Source organism: Vibrio sp. 9-16B-A1, assembly GCF_056726165.1.
On the sequence record NZ_JBSDZD010000015.1, the window covers coordinates 80655 to 101883 of the forward strand.

Consider the following 21229-nt stretch of genomic DNA (forward strand, 5'->3'; position numbering starts at 1 on the left):
GACAAACTCAAAGTCACGCCGGAGATCCCGATGTCACTAATCCGTTCAGTTATTACCTTACGTTCGTTTTTACCGCTGATGACAGCCCTTGCTCTGGCCGGTTGTGCTTCACTTCCTGAGCAGCTTAACGCCAACAGCGAAAACCCGCTGACTGACTATGCCAGCTGGTCTTCCCAGACTGATACATACCAGCAGGATGTGCGCCTCGGCGGTGTTATTGCGTCAGTCACTAATCTGAAAACCAAAACCCGCCTTGAGCTGGTCAACATGCCGATAGACAGTGCCGGCAGACCGGACCTTGACCAGGAGCCAAACGGACGCTTCGTGGTTTACATCGATGGCTTTCTTGACCCGGTAAGCTGGGCACCAGGCCGGCTGGTAACCGTAGTGGGCACCGCCTCCGGCAGCGAACCGGGACTGGTTGGCGAAGCCGAATACACCATGCCCAAAATGGACGCCTATGGTTACTACCTGTGGCGCATCGAAGAGTGGGTAGCAGTGGACCGCACCGAAACCTATCTCGATACCTGTCACGGTATTCACTGTACTTCGCTGCAAATCGGCCCGAGCCGCGGCCGGGTGATCAAGGAAGTGAAATAAGTGCGCGAATGCCGCTACCGGCTGGGGGATGACCTGACCCTGGCCACCACAGAGCTCGGCAGTCAGGAGAGGGCAGAGCATACCCTGGTATTTTTGCACGGCTGGCTGGATAACAGCGCCAGTTTTCACCGTATGATGTACAGCCTGCATCAGCGATTCCCTGGCTGGCATCTGGTGGCACTGGATCTGCCTGGCCATGGGTTATCAGCCCACAAAGGCCCCGGGAATTACTACCCGTTTCACGACTATATCTACGATCTTCACCGCCTTTTGCGTGTTTTATCACCAAACAAACCGGTGCTGGTGGGGCATTCACTTGGTGCATTGATCGCTTCTTGCTATAGTGCAGCGTTTGGTGAACAGGTGGCAGGACTGGTACAGATAGAAGGTGCCGGGCCACTGGCAGAGCCACCAGACCAGGCAACAATCCGCCTGAGAAAAGGCATTCAAAGCCGTATCCGCCTGAGCCAGAAACCGCAGCGCTCTCTTGGCAGTTTTGATGAAGCGCTTCGTTTGAGAGCTTCCGTGACTTCCCTGCCTGCGGCACTTATTGCCCCTGTGGTTGCCCGCGACACCCGCTATGACAAGGTTCTTGAGGGCTGGCGCTGGCGTCACGACAGCAGACTCAAATGTGATTCACTGTATCGTATGACCCTGGAGCAGGCCGATACCCTGAGTGGCGATATTCACTGTCCGCACCGGGTGATCCTCGGCAGTCAGGGCTATTCCGTGCTTATTAAGCAAAGTCAGCAATTTGAACATGTTGTGTATGTTCCGGGCGGACACTACTGTCATTTAGAGTCTTTACTCCAGGTGCAGGCAGTGATTGTCGATTTAGTTAACAAAATTGAAACAAGTGTTTGAGAGTTACGTGCTCAGGCACCGTGGCTGTGGTCTAATACCCTGATTAGATAGACCCAGCGCCCCCATAATAAGGAGTTTATTCGTGGATAAAGTATGGCTGTCCCGCTACCCAAGCGACGTACCTGCTACCATCAACCCGGACGCTTACCCGTCCCTGGTGGAAATGTTTGAACAGTCAGTTCACAAATTTGCCGATCAGCCAGCCTTTATGAATATGGGCTCGGTGATGACTTTCCGTAAGCTGGAAGAGCGCAGCCGCGCCTTTGCCGCTTACCTGCAAAACGATCTTAAGCTGAAAAAAGGTGATCGCGTGGCGATCATGATGCCAAACCTGCTGCAATATCCGATTGCCCTGTTTGGTGTACTGCGTGCGGGTATGATCGCGGTCAACGTTAACCCGCTGTACACCCCGCGTGAGCTGGAGCACCAGCTGTGTGATGCCGACGCCAAAGCGATCGTGATCGTTTCTAACTTCGCCAACACCCTGGAGCAGGTGGTAGACCGTACCCCGGTTAAGCACGTGGTACTGACCAGTCTGGGTCAGATGCTGCCACGCGCCAAAGGTACCATCGTTGACTTTGTGGTGAAGTACGTGAAAGGCATGGTGCCAAAGTACGATCTGCCAAACGCGATTTCATTCCGCAAGGCGCTGCGTAAAGGCCGCCGCCTGCAATACGTGAAACCGTTTATGAGCGGCGATGACATCGCGTTGCTGCAATACACCGGTGGTACTACCGGCGTTGCCAAAGGTGCGGTGCTGACTCACCGCAACATGATTGCCAACGTGATGCAGGCCAAAGGCGCTTATGGTGCGGTACTGTCTGAAGGGCGTGAGCTGGTAGTGACGGCGCTGCCGCTGTATCACATTTTTGCCCTGACGGTGAACTGTCTGCTGTTTATCGAAATGGGTGGCCAGAACCTGATGATCACCAACCCGCGTGATATTCCTGGCTTTATTAAAGAGCTGCAGAAGTATCCGTTTACCGCGATCACCGGTGTAAACACACTGTTCAACGCCCTGGTAAATAACGAAGATTTCAAAGAGCTGGACTTCTCTGATCTGCACATCGCCGTAGGCGGTGGTATGGCGGTTCAGGAAGCCGTTGCCAACAAGTGGAAAGAGATCACCGGTGGCTTCCTGCTCGAAGGCTACGGCCTGACCGAGTGTTCGCCTCTGGTAGCGGCAAACCCGCATGATTCAACCGAATACACAGGCGCTATCGGCCTGCCGGTGCCATCTACCGAAGTGCGTCTGGTGGATGACGAAGGTAACGAACTGCCAATGGACCAGGTGGGTGAGCTTCAGGTTCGCGGCCCGCAGGTGATGCAGGGTTACTGGCAGCGTCCGGAAGCGACCAAAGAAGTGATGGACGAGGACGGCTGGCTGTCGACCGGTGACATCGTTCGCTTTGACGATCAGGGCTTCCTGCATATCGTTGACCGCAAGAAAGACATGATCCTAGTATCGGGTTTCAACGTGTACCCGAACGAGATTGAAGAGGTAGTGGCGCTGCACGGCAAAGTGCTGGAAGTCGCAGCAATCGGTGAACCGCATGAAGTGTCCGGTGAAGTGGTGAAGGTGTGCGTGGTTAAGCGTGACCCGAGCCTGACCAAAGAAGAGCTGATCGCTCATTGTCGCGAGCACATGACCGGTTACAAGGTACCGAAAGTGGTCGAGTTCCGTGAAGAGCTGCCAAAGACCAATGTAGGTAAGATCCTGCGCCGCGCTCTGCGCGAAGAGGCAGACGCCAAACGCGCCGCGCACAGCTAATCTTCGCGATTAACGTGTAACAGTGCTAGAATGCCGGTTATCATAACCGGCATTTTTTTTGCTTGTTATCACCGAACAATCAACCGCAGAGACGCTTGTGAATTACACCATTATCACCACTACCGCAGAGCTGGAACAAGTCTGTCAGCTTGCCCGTCAGACTGACACCGTGATGCTCGATACCGAGTTTGTCCGTACCCGCACGTTTTATCCTCAGCTGGGCCTTATTCAGCTGTTTGACGGCGAGCGCCTCTCGCTAATCGATCCGACGGTAATTGAGGACATGAGCGCCTTCACCGGTCTGCTGAAAGACACCGCGGTACTGAAAGTGCTGCACGCCTGTGGTGAAGACCTGGAAGTATTCCATCACTCCTTTGGTGCAATGCCGGTACCGATGATTGATACCCAGATCATGGCAGCATTTTTGGGTCATGGCCTGTCGACCGGTTTTGCAGCCCTGGTACAGGAGTACGTGGGCGTTGAGCTGGACAAGAGCGAAGCCCGCACCGACTGGCTGGCGCGTCCGCTGACCGACAAGCAGCTGGAATACGCAGCAGCAGACGTCCACTACCTGGAGCCTATCTACCAGCAGCTGGCAGAGAAAATTCAGCAGGCAGGCTGGCTGGAAGCAGCGCAGCAGGAGTCTGACCTTATCGTGACCAAGCGGGTGCCGGAATATCACCCTGAGCGTGCCTACCTGGACATCAAAGGTGGCTGGCAGCTGAAACCTCAGCAGCTGAATACCCTGAAAGTGCTGGCAGAGTGGCGCATGAAAGAAGCGCTTAAGCGCGATCTGGCGCTGAACTTTGTGTTCCGCGAGCAGCACCTGTGGACCATCGCCCGTTACGGCCTGACCAGCGTGCGTGAAATGGAGCAGGAAAAAGAGTTTGACCCGCGCGCTGTGCGCCGCCATGGTCAGCGTATCGTTGCCCTGGTGAAGCAGGCCCGACAGATCCCGGCAGAAGAGTGGCCGGAGCCAATTGAACGTCTGATGGATGCCCCGGGTTACAAGCAGCTGTTCAAAGTGCTCAAAGATGAAGTGAAGAAAGTCTCCCAGAGCTCAGGCCTGGCGACCGAGTTCCTTGCCTCGAAAAAGCAGCTCAACCAGCTGATCACCTGGGTATGGCGTAAAGACCGTGACCCGGCCAAACTGCCTGACCTGATGCAGGGCTGGCGTAAAGCACTGCTGGGCGACAAGCTGGATAAGCTTATCCGCTAACTGTGATAAATCTGGTTATCCGGGTCCATTCTTTGGCTGAGGATCCGGACAACCAGTATTCCCCAATCGGCGGTTTTGAAGTAAATAAGGTGCCCGCCGCATACGGCAACTGAGAAGTGATGACCGGTAAGGTCAGTATAGAAACGGTTGGTGATGGAGGGATTTTCGGCCAGGAGTTCAATTTTGGCCTTGAGTTCGAGAAAGTAAGATTCGGCGCGAAGCGCACCGAATTTATTGGCACCATAGTGGTATATATTGATCAGATCCTGCTCAGCCAGTGTGCTGAGTTTATACTTTCTGCCCGTCACACTCATCACTGCCTTTCAGCTTATTCAATATATCATCGATACTGTGCGGACTGACGCCGCTGTTGAGTCCTTCGTGCAGCGCTTTGGTCAGGGCTTCTTCACGCTCCTGTCGTTCCAGCAATCTCAGCCCTGCGCGCATTACATCACTGACTGATCCATAGCGGCCTGATTTAACCAGTGATTCGCAAAAATCCTGATAATGTTCTCCAACGGTAACAGTGCTGGTACGTCTCATAATGCGGGCTCCTGAAAAAGTCGTGCAGGACAATAGTGAGACAATGTGTTACATCTGTCAAATCCGCTGTTGTCTCCAGGTGCCCGCGCTGTGCTGTTTAGTTTTCTTCAAACCTGTGCTTCTTAATCACCAGCCGGTACTCTGAATCCGGGTGGGCCCAGACCGATACTTCAACCCAGCTCTGCCGTGCTTTGATAGTCGCCAGCGTGCCGTTTTCCCGCTCCAGAGTTTTTATTTCTTCACCTTCTGTCCGGTATTGCGCTTTACCATCCGGCGACATCAGCACAATCACATAATCCTCACCTTCAAATCCCAGGATATGAAAGTGATGCTCGTGCTCTCCACCGATAAAACCCTCATAGGTATAAGGCGACTCCGTATCCGGGATCAGCACGTAATAATGGTCCCGGCTGAGCGCCTCAACATGCCGCAACAACTGAGGCTCCTCAGCAAAGCCGGCACCTGACACAAGCCAGAGCAGGGCAGTAAGGGCAAGTTTTGATGCTTTGTTTAACAAGCCAGCCTCCAGTCAATCACCTGTTGCAGGTTAGCTGATGAGAGTGATAAAGCCTCAGTACCCAGTACCCAGTACCCAGTACCCAGTACCCAGTACCCAGTACCCAGTACCCAGTACCCAGTACCCAGTACCCAGTACCCAGTATCCCATCCCCCCAAATAAACAAACACCCGCCGAAGCGGGTGCTGTTTCTACTTATCTTCATCCGGCAGCTTAACGTTAAGCTCCAGTACCGAAAGGTCGCCGTCGCTCTGTTCCAGCGACATCTCAACCATATCCGGGTCAACTTCAACGTATTTCTTCAGCACTTCCAGGATGTCCTGCTTAAGCTGAGGCAGGTAAGCCGGTGAGCCCTGGCCCTGCTGGCGGCGCTCAGCAACGATGATCTGCAGGCGCTCTTTGGCGACATTGGCGGATGATTTCTTCTGCGGGCGGAAAAACTCCAGTAATGACATGCCTTAACCTCCGAACAGACGCTGGAAAATACCTTTCTTCTGCTCGGTCAGGAAACGGAAATCAACCTTCTCACCCAACAGACGCTCTACTGTGTCGTTGTACGCCATACCCGCGTCCGACTCAGTATCAAAAATCACCGGCACACCTTTGTTCGAGGCGTTCAGTACCGACTGGCTCTCCGGGATCACGCCCAGCAGTGAGATGTGCAGGATCTCTTCTACGTCTTCCACGCTCAGCATTTCGCCCTGAGTCACGCGGGAAGGGTTGTAGCGGGTCAGCAGCAGGTGCTGTTTAACCGGCTCAAGGCCCATTTCTGCGCGGCGGCTCTTGGAGTCAAGAATGCCCAGGATACGGTCCGAGTCACGTACCGAAGAGACTTCCGGGTTGGTGGTTACAATCGCTTCGTCTGCAAAGTAAAGCGCCATCAGTGCGCCCTGCTCGATGCCGGCAGGTGAGTCACAGATAACAAACTCAAAGCCCATTTCGTCCAGCTCATTCAGAACGCGCTCAACGCCTTCACGGGTCAGGGCGTCTTTGTCACGGGTCTGTGACGCAGGCAGGATGAACAGGTTGTCGTTACGCTTGTCCTTGATCATCGCCTGGTTCAGGCTCGCTTCGCCGTTAATCACGTTGACGAAGTCGTAAACCACGCGGCGCTCACAGCCCATGATCAGATCCAGGTTACGCAGACCGATATCAAAGTCGATGACTGCGGTTTTCTTTCCTTTTAGTGCCAGGCCTGCAGCGATTGCAGCACTGGAGGTGGTTTTACCCACGCCGCCTTTACCTGAGGTAACAACAATAATGCGTGCCATTTTGTTAGATTCCTTTATTAAATACTGAGTACATCGAGTTGCAGCTGGTCGTCGGTCAGGCTGACCATGACTTTCTTCTGCCAGAACCCGCTGTCAATCTGGTCACTGAGCCAGTAGTTGCCGTTCACCGACACCAGCTCAGCCTGTAAATCGTGACAAATAATCCTGGCTTCTTTCTGTCCACTGGCACCGGCAATGGCCCGGCCACGCAGGGTACCATGGATGTGGATGCTGCCGTCCGCAATCACTTCTGCGCCTGCGCTGACATGATTGAGCACCAAAAGATCGCCGTCTTTGGCGTAGATTTGTTGTCCGGAGCGGACAGGAGTACGGATCACTTTCACCGGAGTAATGGGCACCTGCTCGCGTGTCGCCGTCTTGCTGGAATTCATCACTGCAAGACCGGCATCAGCAGCCTGGGTGCGGCTGCGGGCCGTTTTGCATCCTGCGATACCGACCGGGATCATCCCCGCACGCAGAACGCCGCTTTTCAGCTGTTCAAAGTCAATCTCGCCTTCAACGGCTTCAATATTGAGTACTACCGGAGCATTGGTAAAAAAGCCCGGAGCCTGCTCGACTTTTTGGGTGAGGAATGCAATGTCCTGTTCGAGGTCTTTTCCGGCCAGATGGAGGACCGGCAGGGTAAAACTGCTGCCTTTAAGATCGGTGTTGGTGTTCATACTACATCTTTGAACTTTGATGCCTGAGCATCACCAGGAAATAACAGCATGTTATAGTGCCGGAAAGGCCCCGGCAAGCAATCTGTTGCTTTTTTAGGGCTTCAGGTCCAGAATTCGCTAAAGTTTGCGAAAAGTTCACTTTAATCAGTAATAACTGACAATAAAATAGGTTACTTATGTTGTGTTATGTCTATAAAAGCAGCAAGAAAGAGGGCACTTACCTCTACCTGCTGAAACGCGATGATTTCTCACCGGTGCCGGACCAGCTTAAACAGGTTTTCGGTACGCCGGTTTTTGTCATGGTTGTTAACCTGGCCAAGCGCGATCTTGCGCTGGCGGATGTCGAAAAAGTGAAACATTCCCTTGAAACTGACGGATTCTTTTTGCAATTACCGCCGCCAGTTGAGAATGTACTTGAAGAGTATAAAAAACAGAATAAAGAGCAGCAGGCGAACCACGGCGAATAGACTGTGGTGCCTCAGTCTCAGGGAGAGAGTAAATTGAGGAAATTACTGAGTATCGTCATTGGTTTAACTCTGAGTACCGCCGCTGTGGCCGCCAAACCGTCATTTGAAGAGTACGTTGACGGCCTGAAGCAGCAGGCAGTATCAGAAGGGATTTCATCCGCGACCGTTGAGCAGGCGTTTGACGGCGTGGAATACAAGCCCAGAGCGGTCAAGGCGGACCGTAACCAGCCGGAAAAGCGTCTGACCCTGGATGAATACATCCCGCGTGCAGTGCCGGACTGGAAAGTCGCCCAGGCGAAAAAACTGTATGACCAGCACTACACTGAGCTGAAAGCCATAGGCGAGCAGTATGGCGTGCAGCCACGTTTTATCGTCGCGCTGTGGGGCGTGGAGAGTAATTTTGGCTCCTTTACCGGCGGTTATGATGTGATAAGCGCCCTGTCTACCCTGGCGTATGATGGTCGTCGTGAAGCGTTTTTCCGAAAGGAAACCATGGCCGCGCTGACCATTCTCGACCAGGGCCACATCAGCCCGGATAAGATGAAAGGCTCCTGGGCCGGCGCAATGGGTCAGTGTCAGTTTATGCCAAGCTCATTTCTGGCGTTTGCCGCCGATGGCAGCGGTGACGGTAAAAAGGACATCTGGGGCACCAAAGCCGATGTGTTTGCATCCACCGCCAACTATCTGAGTCAGTCGGGCTGGGATGATACCTATACCTGGGGGCGTCAGGTAAAAGTGCCAAAAGGCTTTGATAAGGGCCTTGAAGGCAGGCAGAAGGATAAAGCCAAAACGCTCAGCGAGTGGAGCCGGCTTGGCATAACTCGTTATAGTGGTCAGCCACTGCCTTCGCCGCGTGAAGAGATCAACGCCTGGCTTATCATGCCGGACGATGAAAATGGCCGGGCGTATCTTATCTACAATAACTATCAGGTACTGATGAAGTGGAACCGCTCGCATTACTTTGCGATTGCGGTCAGCCATCTCGCAGACCGGATCAAATTTAACTGATCTGACGGCCGGTGCGGTCAGATTGCCCATTCTGAGTGAGGAAGCAGGTGTTATCTGATCGCGCAGGCCAAATGGTTATCTTCTATACCCTTGTTCGTCAGGGGAGCTTTACCGCTGCCGCCCGGCAGCTGGACGTGTCCACATCTCATATCAGTAAGCAGATCGTAAAGCTTGAAGCCAGTCTGGACGTGAAGCTGGTGCAGCGTACTACCCGGACTATTACCACCACCCAGGCCGGAGAGCAGTTTTACCGCTGCTGCGCCCAGGTGATGGAAGCGATTGCCGACGGTGAAGCGATTATTGCCAACCAGCGCGATGAGGTTTGCGGTACCCTGAAGCTGGGAATGGCCCAGTCTTTTGGCTCCCTGCACGTGATCCCGCAGATTGAAAAGCTGCGCGATCTCTATCCTGAGCTTCAGATTGAGCTGAGTCTGTTTGATGGAAAAGTTGACATGCTGGAGGCCGGACTGGATCTCTGGCTGACCAATATTGAAAGCCTGCCTGAGGGGTATGTGGCTCAGCGCCTGACCGATACCCGCTTTGTGCTGGCGGCCTCGCCGGACTATCTGGCCCGGTTTGGTACCCCGTATCATCCCCATGAGCTGGCGGATCACAACTGCGTGATTTATCACAGCCGAGAACGGGATTACTCCACCTGGAGCTTTGAGAAAGAGGGCGAAGAGATCCGGGTGAATGTGAGTGGTAACTATCAGGTCGATCAGGCGGAAGCGGTGCGCAACGCAGCGATTTCCGGCTGGGGCATAGCCTATCTGGCTACGTATCTGCTTAAAGATGAGTTCCGCAACGGCGAGCTTATCCAGCTTCTTCCTGACTGGCTGCCAAACCAGGAAATGCGTTTCTATGCGGTTTACCCGAGCCGTAAACACATGCCACGCAAACTCTCTGTCGTCATTGATTTTCTGCGCAAGAACCTTGGTGAGAAACCGTACTGGGAAAAAGCGCTCAGTCGCTGTGTCCGTCTCGGGACATCCTGACGCAATCGATTGTTTCTGTGTTGGTAAATGTCTTTTTCCATATGGAAACAATAGCTGGTCATATTTTATCTTGATCAGATAAAACAACATCTTAGCCCTGGTCAGGGTTTATCCTCTGCCGAAAATAGCAAACGATTAACAAACGTGATTTGCATCACACTTTTCTGTAATTAGAATGCACGCCTCATAAATCAATGACTATTTATAGGCTCTCCATGAACTCATTAATCGGTATTTTTGCCATTCTTGCGGTGGCAGTACTGCTGTCAACCGACCGTAAAAATATCCCGCTGCGCACTGCCGGCCAGGCGTTTGGTCTGCAGATCGTATTTGCACTGCTGGTACTGTATGTGCCTGCCGGTAAAGACGCGCTGAACAGTGTAACCAAAGTAGTATCAGGTCTGATCGATTACGGTCAGCACGGTATTAACTTTGTATTTGGCGGCCTGACTTCCGGCGGCTTCGTATTTGCGATTAACGTACTGGGCGTGATCATTTTCTTCTCTGCGCTTATTTCTGCCCTGTACCACATCGGCCTGATGCCAAAAGTGATCAACCTGATCGGCGGCGCACTGCAGAAGCTGCTGGGCACCGGCCGCGCCGAATCCCTGTCTGCGACGGCAAACATCTTTGTTGGCATGATTGAAGCACCGCTGGTGGTAAAACCTTACCTGAAGCAGATGACTGACTCTCAGTTCTTCGCGGTAATGACCTGTGGCCTGGCATCTGTAGCCGGTGGTACCCTGGTGGGTTACGCGTCTTTGGGGGTGGATCTGAACTTCCTGATCGCAGCGGCATTTATGTCTGCGCCTGCGGGTCTGCTGATGGCGAAAATTCTGGTTCCGCCAACGCCGGGTGAAACCCTGCCAACGGAAACCGGTAATATCGATCTGGATAAAGCGACTAACGTAGTAGAAGCCATGGCAGATGGTGCGATGTCTGGTCTGCGTATCGCCGTTGCAGTAGGTGCAACCCTGCTGGCGTTCGTTGGTGTGATTGCGCTGCTGGACGGCCTGCTGGGCCACGTGGGCGACCTGTTTGGTATCGAGCTGAGCTTTGGCCTGATCATGGGTTACCTGTTCGCTCCGGTAGCATGGGCGATTGGTGTGCCGTGGAACGAAGCGATTGTTGCTGGTTCGCTTATCGGTAACAAAGTGGTGGTGAACGAGTTTGTTGCGTTTATCCAGCTGATGGACGTGAAAGATCAGCTGAGTGCTCACTCACAGGCTATCGTAACCTTCGCACTGTGTGGTTTTGCCAACATCTCTACCATGGCGATGCTGATTGGCGGCCTGGGCAGCATTGTTCCTGAGCGTCGTACTTTCATCTCTCAAAATGGTGCCAAAGCGATCACCGCTGGTGTTCTGGCGAACCTGATGAGCGCATCGATTGCAGGTGTGATCCTTTCGCTGTAAGCGTTTACCTTTTCAGGTAAAATACATAAGCCAAATTGGCGTGTAAAAAGGGCCCGTCACGGAAGGGGGCCCTTTTTATCATTTATGGTACTGAACAAGAGAAAGTCAGTACTTACTTATGGTACTGCTCACACGCCATCATGGTGTTTTCAATCAGGGTCGCGACCGTCATTGGCCCTACGCCGCCTGGTACCGGAGTAATAAAGCTCGCTTTCTGCCTCGCTACTTCGTACTCCACATCCCCGACCAGTTTGCCGGAATCCAGCCGGTTGATGCCCACATCCAGCACCACCGCGCCAGGTTTGATCCACTCGCCTGGAATGAAGTTTGGTTTACCGACCGCGACCACCAGAATATCCGCCTGACGCACGTACTGCTCCAGCCCTTCAGTAAAGCGGTGAGTAGTGGTAGTGGTACAGCCTGCCAGCAGCAGTTCAAGGGTCATCGGGCGGCCAACGATATTGGAGGCTCCGACGATCACCGCGTGCTTGCCCCGCATTTCAACGTTGTAACGCTCCATCAGGGTGATGATGCCTTTCGGCGTACACGAACGCAGCTTGGGAATACGCTGACACAGGCGGCCAACGTTGTAAGGGTGGAAGCCATCGACATCCTTTTCCGGGGTGATCCGCTCGATGACCTTGGTGGTATCAATGCCTGCCGGAAGCGGTAACTGGACCAGGATCCCGTCGATTTCGCTGTCCTGGTTTAACTCATCCACCAGAGCCAGCAACTCTTCTTCGCTGGTGGTAGCAGGCATGTCGAAGGATTTGGAAATAAAGCCCACTTCTTCACAGGCGCGGCGTTTGCTGCCGACATACACCTGAGAGGCGGGATCTTCACCCACCAGAACGACCGCGAGACCCGGTGCACGCAGCCCGGCATCCAGCCTGGCTTTTACCCGTGCAGCGACTTCGGAACGAACGGTTTGGGAGATTAATTTGCCGTCAATAATTTGCGCACTCATCATGTTCCCTTGATGTTTTAAGTAACAATTTTTGCGCATTGTCGCAAAAAAACTTAACAATTTCCATTAAGCAATCGGTTGAGCCAGAAGACTTTGCTGAAATAAAAAACGCCGTGGCTCTTTTTTGGGCATTCGAATCAGAATGTCGGATAAAGCCGTTGACCTTCAGGGCTTAACTCGTATAATCCTCTCCCTGTAGCGCGCCCTTAGCTCAGTTGGATAGAGCACGTGCCTTCTAAGCATGTGGTCGCAGGTTCGAATCCTGCAGGGCGTGCCATTTATTCCGGCCCCGGTGAACTTAGTTCATCGGGGCTTTTTCGTTTTTGCTGGTTTGTATCGGTTCGGCCGACGGTCACTGCAATAAAAAAGCCGCCATGATGGCGGCTTTGCAGGTTACCTGATGTAGAGTCTCGGGTTGGCGAGTCCCCACAGGGTATAGAGCTCAGGGAAAATAAGATCTGCACTGTTTTCAGTTTCAGAAACGCTGATGCTCTCACTCCTGTCTGAGCCAAACAGGGTAACTTCCTGGCCCGGAAGTACGCCTTTGATGTCGCTGACATCCACGACAGTCGTATTCATTGATGTCACACCCACCACTTTTGCCCTCTGGCCATTAATGATCACTTCAGCACGATTCCCCATCTTTCTTGGGTAACCATCTGAGTAACCGACCGGCAGGTTAGCCAGTAAGCTGTCACGTTTTGTGGTAAAGGTGCTGTCGTAGCCCACGGTTTTACCCGCAGGCAGCTGGTGCAGGGAGGCAATGCGGGTCTTGAATGAGACGATAGACGGATACTCAGGATTGGTCGGCAGATCGCCGTAGAGCACGCCACCGGGACGAACCATATCCAGTTGCGCTTCCGGCACATTCAGTGCGGTGTATGAGTTTGCCACGTGCAGCATGACGTCATCGCGGTTAAGTCCGGACTCCTGCAGAAGCCAGCTGGTGTTTTGTTTGAAGTCCTTCAGTTTGGCGCGGATCTCATCAGCGTTGTAGTTCGGGAAGTGAGTCATCAGGCCGACGATTTTCACCCCTGACTGAGCCGTCATCGCCAGCGCTTCTTTCTTTCCTTTTTCGCCGGACATGTCAATACCGTTGCGTCCCATTCCGCCATCGTTCAGAGCCAGATGAACTTTGATCTCTTTTCCTGAGGATTTGGCCAGCTCAGACAGGGCTTTGACCTGGCCGAGGCTGCCGGCAAGCTCTTCGATATCCAAATCCAGGCTCTGGGTGATCTCAGCAATGCTGGCAGAGCGCACCCGCATCAGTTGGCCCTTAAAGCCGCTTTCACGTACCGTACGCGCTTCAGCGTTACTGGTGACAGCAACACATGGGATTTGCTGTGCCAGGATCTCAGGCATTAAACCACGGATACCATTGCCATAGGCGTCAGCTTTCATGACGGCGCAGATTTTGGTATCAGGGCTGATATGGCCTTTGAACTGCTCGATATTGCTTTTGAACTGGCTAAGGTTAACTTCCAGCCATGCGTTGGAGTGAGCAACTGCGTCAGCCTGGGGGATGCCAGCCTCAAGAGTGAGTGGCGCTGCACTGGCGCTGAATACGGGCAGGGCGGCCAGAATGGCGATGGCGAGTACTTTTGGGGTTCCGATTTTGTTTTTCATATACGATTCCTGGAAGTCCCCCGTGGTGCGGGGGACGGTGATAGCTTACTGAAGTCTGAAGCGGCCTACCGCATCCTGAAGAGACACGGAGAGCTGGCTCAGTTCACGGCATGCCTGAGCAGTCTGCTCAGAGCCCTGTGCGACTTCCTGCGAGGCAAGGTGAATGGTTTCGATATTGCGGCTCAGCTCATCGGCGACTGAGTCCTGCTGGCCACAGGCGCTCGCGATTTGGATACCCATATCCGCAATATGCGCAATAGATTTCTCGATAGAGCCCATCAGCTCCTGAGAGTGGTTACCCTGTTCAACACACAGCTCAATGCTTGAACGTGAATTGTCGGTCGCTTCTTTGGCCTGTTTTGCCATCGCCTGAAGCTTTTCAATAATGGCGGTTATCTCACCGGTTGAGTCCTGGGTGCGGCCAGCTAGGGTACGTACTTCGTCAGCGACGACAGCAAAGCCCCGGCCGGATTCTCCGGCGCGCGCAGCTTCAATTGCAGCATTCAGCGCAAGCAGGTTGGTCTGGTCAGCGATATCGCGGATAACATCTACAATCACGTTGATCTGGTTAGACTGCTGCTCCAGCTCTGACACGGTTTGACCGGCGCGACCGATAACTTCAGATACCTGACGAATTGAGCTGACCATCTGCCCGTTATCCTGCGCACCTTGTTTGGTCTGCTCGTTGGCACTGTTAGCCTGGGTTGCTGAATCTTCTGTATTACGGGCTACGTCAGCTACAGCGGCTTTCATTTCTGTCATCGCAGTAGCGATTTGGGTTATCTGGCCCTGCTGGTCACGCATACCGTCTGCTGAAAGTTCAGAAATCTGGGTCATTTCTTCCACTGCGCTGCTCATTTGGGTGACGGCGGCGATGATTTCGTCGAGCAGGTGGCGCAGGTTGTTCTGCATTTGGCCGGAAGCATCTGCAAGCTCTCCCAGTTCATCATTGGCAATGGCATTGCGGTCAATGCTTTGTGACAGGTCGCCGTCAGCAATTGCCTGTGACTGTTTTACAATGATTGCCAGTGGTCCGCAGATCAGACGGGTCAGCAGAACGGTCATGACAACCATAACGATAAGAATGGCAATGTTGCTCACCATAGAAGTGGTGCTCAGGCCGTCAACAGAACGCAGGATCTGGTTGCGGTTTGAATCCATGGCCTGCTTCAGGAGGCCGACCAGTTTGTTGACTTCTGATTCGATGCTTTCAAAAGTTGAAAGTGAACTCGTCAGAACCGGGTAAGCGGCTTGCCTGTCGTTATTTAGCATCGCCTGGTTGAAGGTGTTCATGGTTTCCAGGTAACCATTCCAGGTGGTCATCAGGCGGCGGTAGGTATTTTCTTCCTCACCCGGCCATACGCTTTTGCCGTACTCCTGCAGTTCGGCAGAGATCTGGCTGCGAATGCCTTCGTTGCGCTGGATAGTTGTACGGATTTCGGCCGGATCCTCCATCGCAAGAACCGCAAACTGGGTGCGACGCCAATATGACATTTTGTCCCGAATGCCGTCTACTTTTTCAACAGCGGGAAGGGTGTCGTCGGTGTAGTTAAGCAGCTCTGAACGGATCGTTCCCAGCTCACTGAGCAGGAACAGTCCATAACCGAGATTGATGAGTGCGATGACTGCAAACGAGAGGGCAATCTTTTTCCCAATCGATAAATTTTTTAAAAACATGAATGTGTTACCTTTGTTTGTTGTGTTCCAGATTCGCCGGAGCCAGTAACATCCATGTAATCATTATTGTGATCTTTATCCCAGAGTTTGGAATGCTACCACGTCAACTTCTTATTGGCGATAGTTATAGAATAGTAAGTATCGATAATCTTGCGTAATCAGCTCTGTGAGTGGTCAGGAAATCATCCGCTTACAGAGGGGGGAAGGAAAAAGGCCGCACTCGCGGCCCTGAAGGTTATTTGTAACAGATTGTGTTCTTCAATGAGGCGCAGCAGCCTGTTCCGGCGGGCCAGACGCTCTCTGCTCAGAAGATAAAATTGATCATGAAAGTTAACAGGCTCGCGTCCTTGTCCTCCTGCTGCATTATTGGGGGATACTGAAAGTAGCCCTCGTGACCCTGTTTATAGGCTTCTTCAGACATCATCACTTTTTGCCACTCTGCGTTTAAAGAGACTTTTGGTGCGATGAAGTAACGCAGCCCTGCGATGGCGGTGCTGGAACGCCGGCGCTGGTGACTCTCGCCATAGGTGACATACGGGCTGAAATCACCTGCATGGTATGCAAGGGTCGCATCCCAGGTGGTCTGCATCCGGTCCGCTTCGAGCTCAGTGAGGATTTGCCACTGGTCCCAGTGGTAATCCAGCCCCAGAGTGTAAATGGTCAGATTGCTTTCTTCTTTGAAGGGAGATGAGATCTTATACTGGGTGTTCATCACCGCTGAATAGATACGGTAGTTGAAGCCAGCCAGTTCTGCAGCCAGCCCGACGGTATGGTCCACATCGATATTGATGCTGTATACCCCGACATCAATTTCATTGCTTCTGCCAAAACCGTAAAACGGTGTCAGTGTCAGCTCCTGAGAATCTGACAGCGTATACTGCCAGTCCAGGCTGAACCCTTCGTAGTAGGTAAAAGTGAGCAGGCTCTCGTACACATCCTGCGGCGGTCTGGCCCAGATATAAGCATGACCGACAAAATAGTATTCCGAGGCGAGAAACAGCGGAAGCCTTTGTCGGCCGGCATGAATGGTTACGTCTCCCTGTTCCCAGCTGCCATACGCCCATTCCAGTTCGGGGGAAGACCAGTGATCCTGTGGCCTTTTAACCACCTGGGCTGAGAAATCGAGCTGGTCGTTGGCGGTATAGTCGAGCTGAATACCAAAAGTCGTATCGCAGTCATAGCATGTATGCGCGTCTATCCCCCGGGTGATAAACAGTGGTACGTCATTGTCGCTGCGTGTAGCGGAGGTTGAACCAAAACCGCTCAGGATAAGGTCGTCTGTCAGTTCAATGGCAGAGTAGGCGCTCTGCAATGGAAGCAGGGAAGCAAGTAATATGAAGATCGCTCGATTCATCGTCTATTCCCCCTGCAGGATGGTTATCAGAATATTGGCGTTTTCCGGGACTTTGTTCACCGGCGCGTAGGCGATGCCATTGGGATGCTGATTGAGCCACTCAATAATTTCTTTAATATCATCGCTGTTTAACTCTTCCGGCGGCTTTCCTTTACCGGAAAATGAAAGACTGGCCCAGTATCCATTCATTTGAGAAACCGATTTACCCAACAGCATTTTATAAAACTCTTCGCGATGAATGGAGGTTTCAGGAAGGTCGACTAATACAATTTTGATGCTGCCGTTGAGTTTTTTGGTACGGCCTTTGTAGATCATTCTAGCTTTGCTTTTGCTCAGTGCAGGGAAGTTGCTGTTCATTGAAAATACTGCAAATTCAACATCCTGCGTTTGCTGCTGTTCTGCCCGAACCACGCCGGGATTTAACAGCATCAAAAGCAGGAAAAAGCTCCAGGCTAAACCTGTTGTATTTATTATCCTTTTGGCCAACGACAATTTATTTCTACCTGTTTTGAAATCTCGCCTAATATTTATAGTAGAAAAAAAACACAATTAACAAATAGTCAGCCTCAAAAATAAGTGAATTTGAGACGAGAGGTTTTCATGAGCTTGCTGGACAAAGTGTCCATAAAAGCGCGACTGTTGGCACTGGTGATCCTTCCGCTTGCATTTGGTGGTATTGTTGCCGGACTTGAGATCGTCAGGCAGTATCAGCGCGTTGAAGTGCTGGAGCAGGTGGACAGCAGGGTTAAGCTGACAGGCTCCCTGTCGCTGTTTTTCTCTTCCGCCCATTCGTTGCAGCTCCGGTCTCCGGACCAGCAGAGCAGCGAGCGGGACATCATCTATCTCACTCAGCTTCAGGAAAGGCTGAAGGCACTCGGTTACCAGTTTGATACCGGGCTGTCTCAGGAGGATTTGGCTCAGTACCGTGGGCAACTGACCGTGTTCAGTGAGGTACTGGAAGAGTATCCGGGGCTTGAACCTCAGGATCACCATGACTGGGCGATGTGGCTGAAAGATCTTCAGGTTCAGCTGCTGACCAATATTGAGAAGAGCCGCTGGAAAGGGGAGTTGCCCTCACAGGTCGAGAGGGATGTACAGGTGCTCTACGAACTGCAGTGGCTGCTTTTGTGGTCCCAGCATGAGAAAGTGCTGATCCATTATCTGCTGGCACAGAGAGGAGACAAGCAGGAGCAGATAACCAGGCTGATCAGTCTGAGTGAATGGCAGCAGCTCTACATCGACCGGTTTATCAATATCAGCGCCAGTGAGAGTCAGATTGCACTGCTTCGAAACGCGTTTTCAGACCCGGCGTTTGCCACCAGTTATCAGCTGCGGGATGTGATCATCCATGCCCGGCCGGATCAGCGTCAGATCATCGAAGGCCTGAGCGGTTATGACCGGCGGTTTGAACAAATCCAGTATGTGGTTGATGAAGTCAGCCGTGAACTTGGCCTGAGTATTCGCGAGCAGGTCACTGCGGCCAATACCAAGATGTACACTCTTTCCGGATTGATCCTGTTGTCCATGCTGGCACTGAGCCTGTTTGGTACCGCGTTGTCCCGGCGTTTGAACCGTTTCCTGTCGGATGTACTGCTGACGCTGAAAAATGTGGAACGCAGGCAGGGGGAAGCGACCCGCCTGAAACTGAGCGGTGCTGATGAGCTGACGGACTTTGGCCGCAGCCTCAACAGCCTGCTGGATGAAAGAGACACAAACCAGACCAGAATCATCCACGCCAAGGAGGAAGCAGAACGGGCAAACGTGGCCAAGAGTGCGTTTCTTGCCAACATGTCCCATGAGATCCGTACTCCGCTCAATGGTGTGATTGGTATGTCTTCAGTACTGGCCGATACCCGCCTCGATCCGTCTCAGCTCGATTACCTCCAGACAATCGAAACCTCTTCCCAGACCCTGCTTTTGCTGATCAACGATATTCTGGACCTCTCCAAGATTGAATCCGGGGCGCTGGTGCTGGCGCCGGCCGCCTGTGACATCAAAGAAGTGGTGTATGACACCCTGTCAATCATCAGCGCGAAAGCAGCTGAGAAGAACCTGAAACTGGAGCTCGATGTCTATCCACCGGTGATGCCTTCTGTAATGCTTGATGAACACCGTATGCGCCAGGTGTTGCTGAACCTGATCGGGAATGCGGTTAAGTTCACTTCTGAGGGGCAAATTCAGGTCAGACTGCGGTTTGAGCCGGATGATTGCCGACAGGGCAAACTGACCGTCAGTATCAAAGACAGCGGAATAGGGATAAGTGCTGAGCAGCAGGCTCAGATCTTCCGTCCGTTCACTCAGGCCGATGGTTCAATCACCCGCGATTATGGCGGGACCGGGCTTGGCCTGGCTATCTCTCAGCAGTTGGTTGATTTGATGGGAGGCCAAATCGGGGTCGAATCCACTCCGGGCGAGGGCAGTGATTTCCACTTCACTGTTCCGCTGCAGTGCATGGCAGATAACGCCGTAACGCTTCCGTTTGCCGGTCAGCGCGCGGTGCTTATTGATAACAACCGAGAGTATGCCGGGCTGCTCTGCTCTGAGCTGATGCAACTGGGTCTGGAGGTGTATCAGAGCAGTGGCGTACGTGCTGAGATGTTCAGGCAGTACAAACCGGAACTGGTGGTCGTGTGTCTGGAAGAGCAGGGCAGTTCCATTGCTCAGCTGGACGAAATCCATCACAGCAAGATGAGCGATTCCCTCGTGATGGTTTGCGCCCGAAACCGGGACAATTTTGATGAGCTGATTCCACAGGTCGATGGTTTGATCGTTGCGCCTCTGTTCGGCTCCAGGCTGAAGAAAACCCTCTCCAGCGCAACCGGTCGCAGTCATCACCGCCTGAAGGAGAAGGTATCCCGGGAAGGTGATGCGGAGGCTGCAAATGGTGGCGGTAGTGGCAAGGTGTTGGTGGTTGAAGACAATAAGGTCAACCAGCAGGTTGTAGCTCTGGTGCTTAAACGCGCCGGTTATGAGTACGATCTTGCCAACAATGGGGAAGAGGCGGTGAAAATGCTGCAAACCGGTAACCGTTACCGGGCAGTACTGATGGACTGTATGATGCCGGTGATGGACGGCTTCAGCGCCACTCAGGTGATCCGGGCGTGGGAGAAAGAGCAGGGCTACAAACGGGTACCTATTATCGCCCTGACTGCCAGTGTGCTCGATCAGGATATCGAGAAGTGCTTCGATTCCGGCATGGATGACTACGTTGCCAAGCCATTTAAGAAAGAGTTCCTGCTGGAGAAACTCTCTATTCACCGCTGATACCTCTGCGCTCTTTCAGGACGCCCCGTTGCCGGATAAGCGCGGGGCGTTCTGTTTCTTTCCGGCTTTGGTACGGTAAGCGATACGCGGAATTTCAGCTGTGATGCCAGCCTGAAAGCCAGTGTGACCGGTAGCGGAAATTCAGTGCTACAACTTCAGGTTAACTGATAGCGCGGTCAAAGATCTGCCAAATAACCCCGCCGGAGGGTAAAAACCGGCGTTAAGATTGTGTCAGCAATTCGTAACAAGGAGCTGGCATGCACGACAAAACGCACATACTGGTAGTGGATGATGACAGCGAGATCTGTGAACTGCTTGACGAGTATCTGTCCAAAAGCGGTTTCAGGGTATCCACGGTCGGTGATGGCACAGAGCTGGATGCGTTTATCGGTGCCAACGGCTATCCGGACCTGATCCTGCTGGATGTCATGCTGCCGGGGGAAGATGGCTTTGCCCTGTGCCAGAAGCTGCGCCGTCACTCCAGCGTGCCAATTATTATGCTGACCGCAGTATCGGATGAAACCGATCAGATTATCGGCCTGGAAATCGGTGCCGATGACTACATCGCCAAGCCTTTCAGCCCGAGACAGCTGATGGCGCGGGTCAAGGCCCTGCTGCGCCGGGTACAGGTGCTCGATGAAGAAGAGCACAGCGAAGGGCTGCCAAGAGCGGCGCTTTTTTCTCACTGGCGGCTCGATACCCTGTCACACCAGCTGATTAATCTGGAAACAGAGGAAGTGTGTGAACTGTCGGGCAGTGACTTTACCCTGCTGATGCTGTTTCTGTCTCACCCCAATGAAATTCTCGACCGGGATACCATTTCTGTCGCGACCCGCGGGCGGGAAGCGATGCCGTTCGAACGGGGGATTGATGTGCAGCTCAGCCGTCTTCGCCACCGGTTTGGCAAAGAGGGCAATAAGTTTATCAAAACCATGCGCGGCAACGGTTACATGTTCACCCTGCCGGTAACATTTGAGCGGTGAGGTGAGCC

General features: G+C 52.9%; 21 protein-coding genes and 1 tRNA gene. 11 read left to right on the top strand and 11 right to left on the bottom strand.

Features of this window, described 5'->3' with window-relative positions; genetic code table 11:
• Positions 1-30: 30 nt before the first annotated feature.
• The 4 genes from ACVB80_RS20430 (at position 31) to rnd (ending at position 4454) form a co-directional block, all read left to right on the top strand.
• The gene (locus tag ACVB80_RS20430) at positions 31-600 is read left to right on the top strand and encodes a Slp family lipoprotein (protein ID WP_481083135.1); all 570 of its coding nucleotides are present in this window, start codon (positions 31-33) and stop codon (positions 598-600) included.
• Complete coding sequence (locus ACVB80_RS20435) at positions 601-1464, top strand: alpha/beta hydrolase (RefSeq protein ID WP_481083136.1); 864 nt, start codon at positions 601-603, stop codon at positions 1462-1464.
• Positions 1465-1546: 82 nt separating this feature from the next.
• The gene (gene fadD / locus ACVB80_RS20440) at positions 1547-3235 is read left to right on the top strand and encodes a long-chain-fatty-acid--CoA ligase FadD (RefSeq protein ID WP_481083137.1); all 1689 of its coding nucleotides are present in this window, start codon (positions 1547-1549) and stop codon (positions 3233-3235) included.
• A gap of 97 nt (positions 3236-3332) precedes the next feature.
• The gene (gene rnd / locus ACVB80_RS20445; protein ID WP_481083138.1) at positions 3333-4454 is read left to right on the top strand and encodes a ribonuclease D; all 1122 of its coding nucleotides are present in this window, start codon (positions 3333-3335) and stop codon (positions 4452-4454) included.
• On the opposite strand, the gene ACVB80_RS20450 is transcribed toward rnd, so the two are convergent.
• From ACVB80_RS20450 to minC, 6 genes are all read right to left on the bottom strand, one after another.
• Positions 4451-4762 carry a type II toxin-antitoxin system RelE/ParE family toxin gene (locus tag ACVB80_RS20450; RefSeq protein ID WP_481083139.1) on the bottom strand — a complete coding sequence of 104 codons (312 nt, stop codon included), beginning with the start codon at positions 4760-4762 and terminating at the stop codon, positions 4451-4453. The two genes, rnd and ACVB80_RS20450, sit on opposite strands and share 4 nt — an antisense overlap.
• The gene (locus ACVB80_RS20455; RefSeq protein ID WP_481083140.1) at positions 4743-4997 is read right to left on the bottom strand and encodes a type II toxin-antitoxin system ParD family antitoxin; all 255 of its coding nucleotides are present in this window, start codon (positions 4995-4997) and stop codon (positions 4743-4745) included. The genes ACVB80_RS20450 and ACVB80_RS20455 overlap by 20 nt, the downstream gene beginning before the upstream one ends.
• A gap of 97 nt (positions 4998-5094) precedes the next feature.
• The gene (locus ACVB80_RS20460) at positions 5095-5514 is read right to left on the bottom strand and encodes a hypothetical protein (protein ID WP_481083141.1); all 420 of its coding nucleotides are present in this window, start codon (positions 5512-5514) and stop codon (positions 5095-5097) included.
• A gap of 191 nt (positions 5515-5705) precedes the next feature.
• The gene (minE, locus tag ACVB80_RS20465; protein ID WP_481083142.1) at positions 5706-5969 is read right to left on the bottom strand and encodes a cell division topological specificity factor MinE; all 264 of its coding nucleotides are present in this window, start codon (positions 5967-5969) and stop codon (positions 5706-5708) included.
• Between the two features lie 3 nt (positions 5970-5972).
• A complete protein-coding gene (gene minD / locus ACVB80_RS20470; RefSeq protein ID WP_481083143.1) occupies positions 5973-6785 on the bottom strand; it encodes a septum site-determining protein MinD in 813 nt (270 codons plus the stop codon).
• Positions 6786-6802: 17 nt separating this feature from the next.
• Complete coding sequence (gene minC / locus ACVB80_RS20475; protein ID WP_481083144.1) at positions 6803-7465, bottom strand: septum site-determining protein MinC; 663 nt, start codon at positions 7463-7465, stop codon at positions 6803-6805.
• 176 nt (positions 7466-7641) lie between these two features.
• Between minC and ACVB80_RS20480 the strand changes: the two genes are divergently transcribed.
• The 4 genes from ACVB80_RS20480 (at position 7642) to ACVB80_RS20495 (ending at position 11350) form a co-directional block, all read left to right on the top strand.
• Positions 7642-7932 carry a YcgL domain-containing protein gene (locus tag ACVB80_RS20480; protein WP_481083145.1) on the top strand — a complete coding sequence of 97 codons (291 nt, stop codon included), beginning with the start codon at positions 7642-7644 and terminating at the stop codon, positions 7930-7932.
• A 33-nt stretch (positions 7933-7965) separates the two neighbouring features.
• Entirely contained in the window at positions 7966-8940 is a 975-nt protein-coding gene (locus ACVB80_RS20485) for a lytic murein transglycosylase (protein WP_481083146.1), read from the top strand.
• Between the two features lie 47 nt (positions 8941-8987).
• The gene (locus tag ACVB80_RS20490; RefSeq protein ID WP_481083147.1) at positions 8988-9935 is read left to right on the top strand and encodes a LysR family transcriptional regulator; all 948 of its coding nucleotides are present in this window, start codon (positions 8988-8990) and stop codon (positions 9933-9935) included.
• Positions 9936-10150: 215 nt separating this feature from the next.
• Positions 10151-11350, top strand: a complete 1200-nt coding sequence (locus tag ACVB80_RS20495; RefSeq protein ID WP_481083148.1) for a NupC/NupG family nucleoside CNT transporter — start codon at positions 10151-10153, stop codon at positions 11348-11350.
• A gap of 112 nt (positions 11351-11462) precedes the next feature.
• Here ACVB80_RS20495 and folD read toward each other — a convergent pair whose 3' ends face one another.
• Positions 11463-12317, bottom strand: coding sequence for a bifunctional methylenetetrahydrofolate dehydrogenase/methenyltetrahydrofolate cyclohydrolase FolD (folD, locus tag ACVB80_RS20500; RefSeq protein ID WP_481083149.1), 855 nt, complete (start codon positions 12315-12317; stop codon positions 11463-11465).
• Between the two features lie 200 nt (positions 12318-12517).
• Between folD and ACVB80_RS20505 the strand changes: the two genes are divergently transcribed.
• Positions 12518-12594 (top strand) — tRNA-Arg (locus ACVB80_RS20505).
• A gap of 116 nt (positions 12595-12710) precedes the next feature.
• Here ACVB80_RS20505 and alr read toward each other — a convergent pair.
• From alr to ACVB80_RS20525, 4 genes are all read right to left on the bottom strand, one after another.
• The gene (gene alr / locus ACVB80_RS20510; protein WP_481083150.1) at positions 12711-13943 is read right to left on the bottom strand and encodes an alanine racemase; all 1233 of its coding nucleotides are present in this window, start codon (positions 13941-13943) and stop codon (positions 12711-12713) included.
• A gap of 45 nt (positions 13944-13988) precedes the next feature.
• On the bottom strand, positions 13989-15620 hold the full coding sequence (locus ACVB80_RS20515) for a methyl-accepting chemotaxis protein (RefSeq protein WP_481083151.1): 1632 nt from the start codon (positions 15618-15620) through the stop codon (positions 13989-13991).
• Positions 15621-15924: 304 nt separating this feature from the next.
• The gene (locus ACVB80_RS20520; protein WP_481083152.1) at positions 15925-16974 is read right to left on the bottom strand and encodes a hypothetical protein; all 1050 of its coding nucleotides are present in this window, start codon (positions 16972-16974) and stop codon (positions 15925-15927) included.
• Between the two features lie 3 nt (positions 16975-16977).
• A complete protein-coding gene (locus ACVB80_RS20525; protein ID WP_481083153.1) occupies positions 16978-17466 on the bottom strand; it encodes a hypothetical protein in 489 nt (162 codons plus the stop codon).
• A gap of 108 nt (positions 17467-17574) precedes the next feature.
• Here ACVB80_RS20525 and ACVB80_RS20530 point away from each other — a divergent pair, with 108 nt between their 5' ends.
• Both ACVB80_RS20530 and ACVB80_RS20535 read left to right on the top strand, forming a co-directional pair.
• Positions 17575-20238 (top strand): hybrid sensor histidine kinase/response regulator, encoded by a 2664-nt coding sequence (locus tag ACVB80_RS20530; RefSeq protein WP_481083154.1) that lies wholly within the window; start codon positions 17575-17577, stop codon positions 20236-20238.
• A gap of 257 nt (positions 20239-20495) precedes the next feature.
• Entirely contained in the window at positions 20496-21221 is a 726-nt protein-coding gene (locus ACVB80_RS20535; protein ID WP_481083155.1) for a response regulator, read from the top strand.
• Positions 21222-21229: the final 8 nt, after the last annotated feature.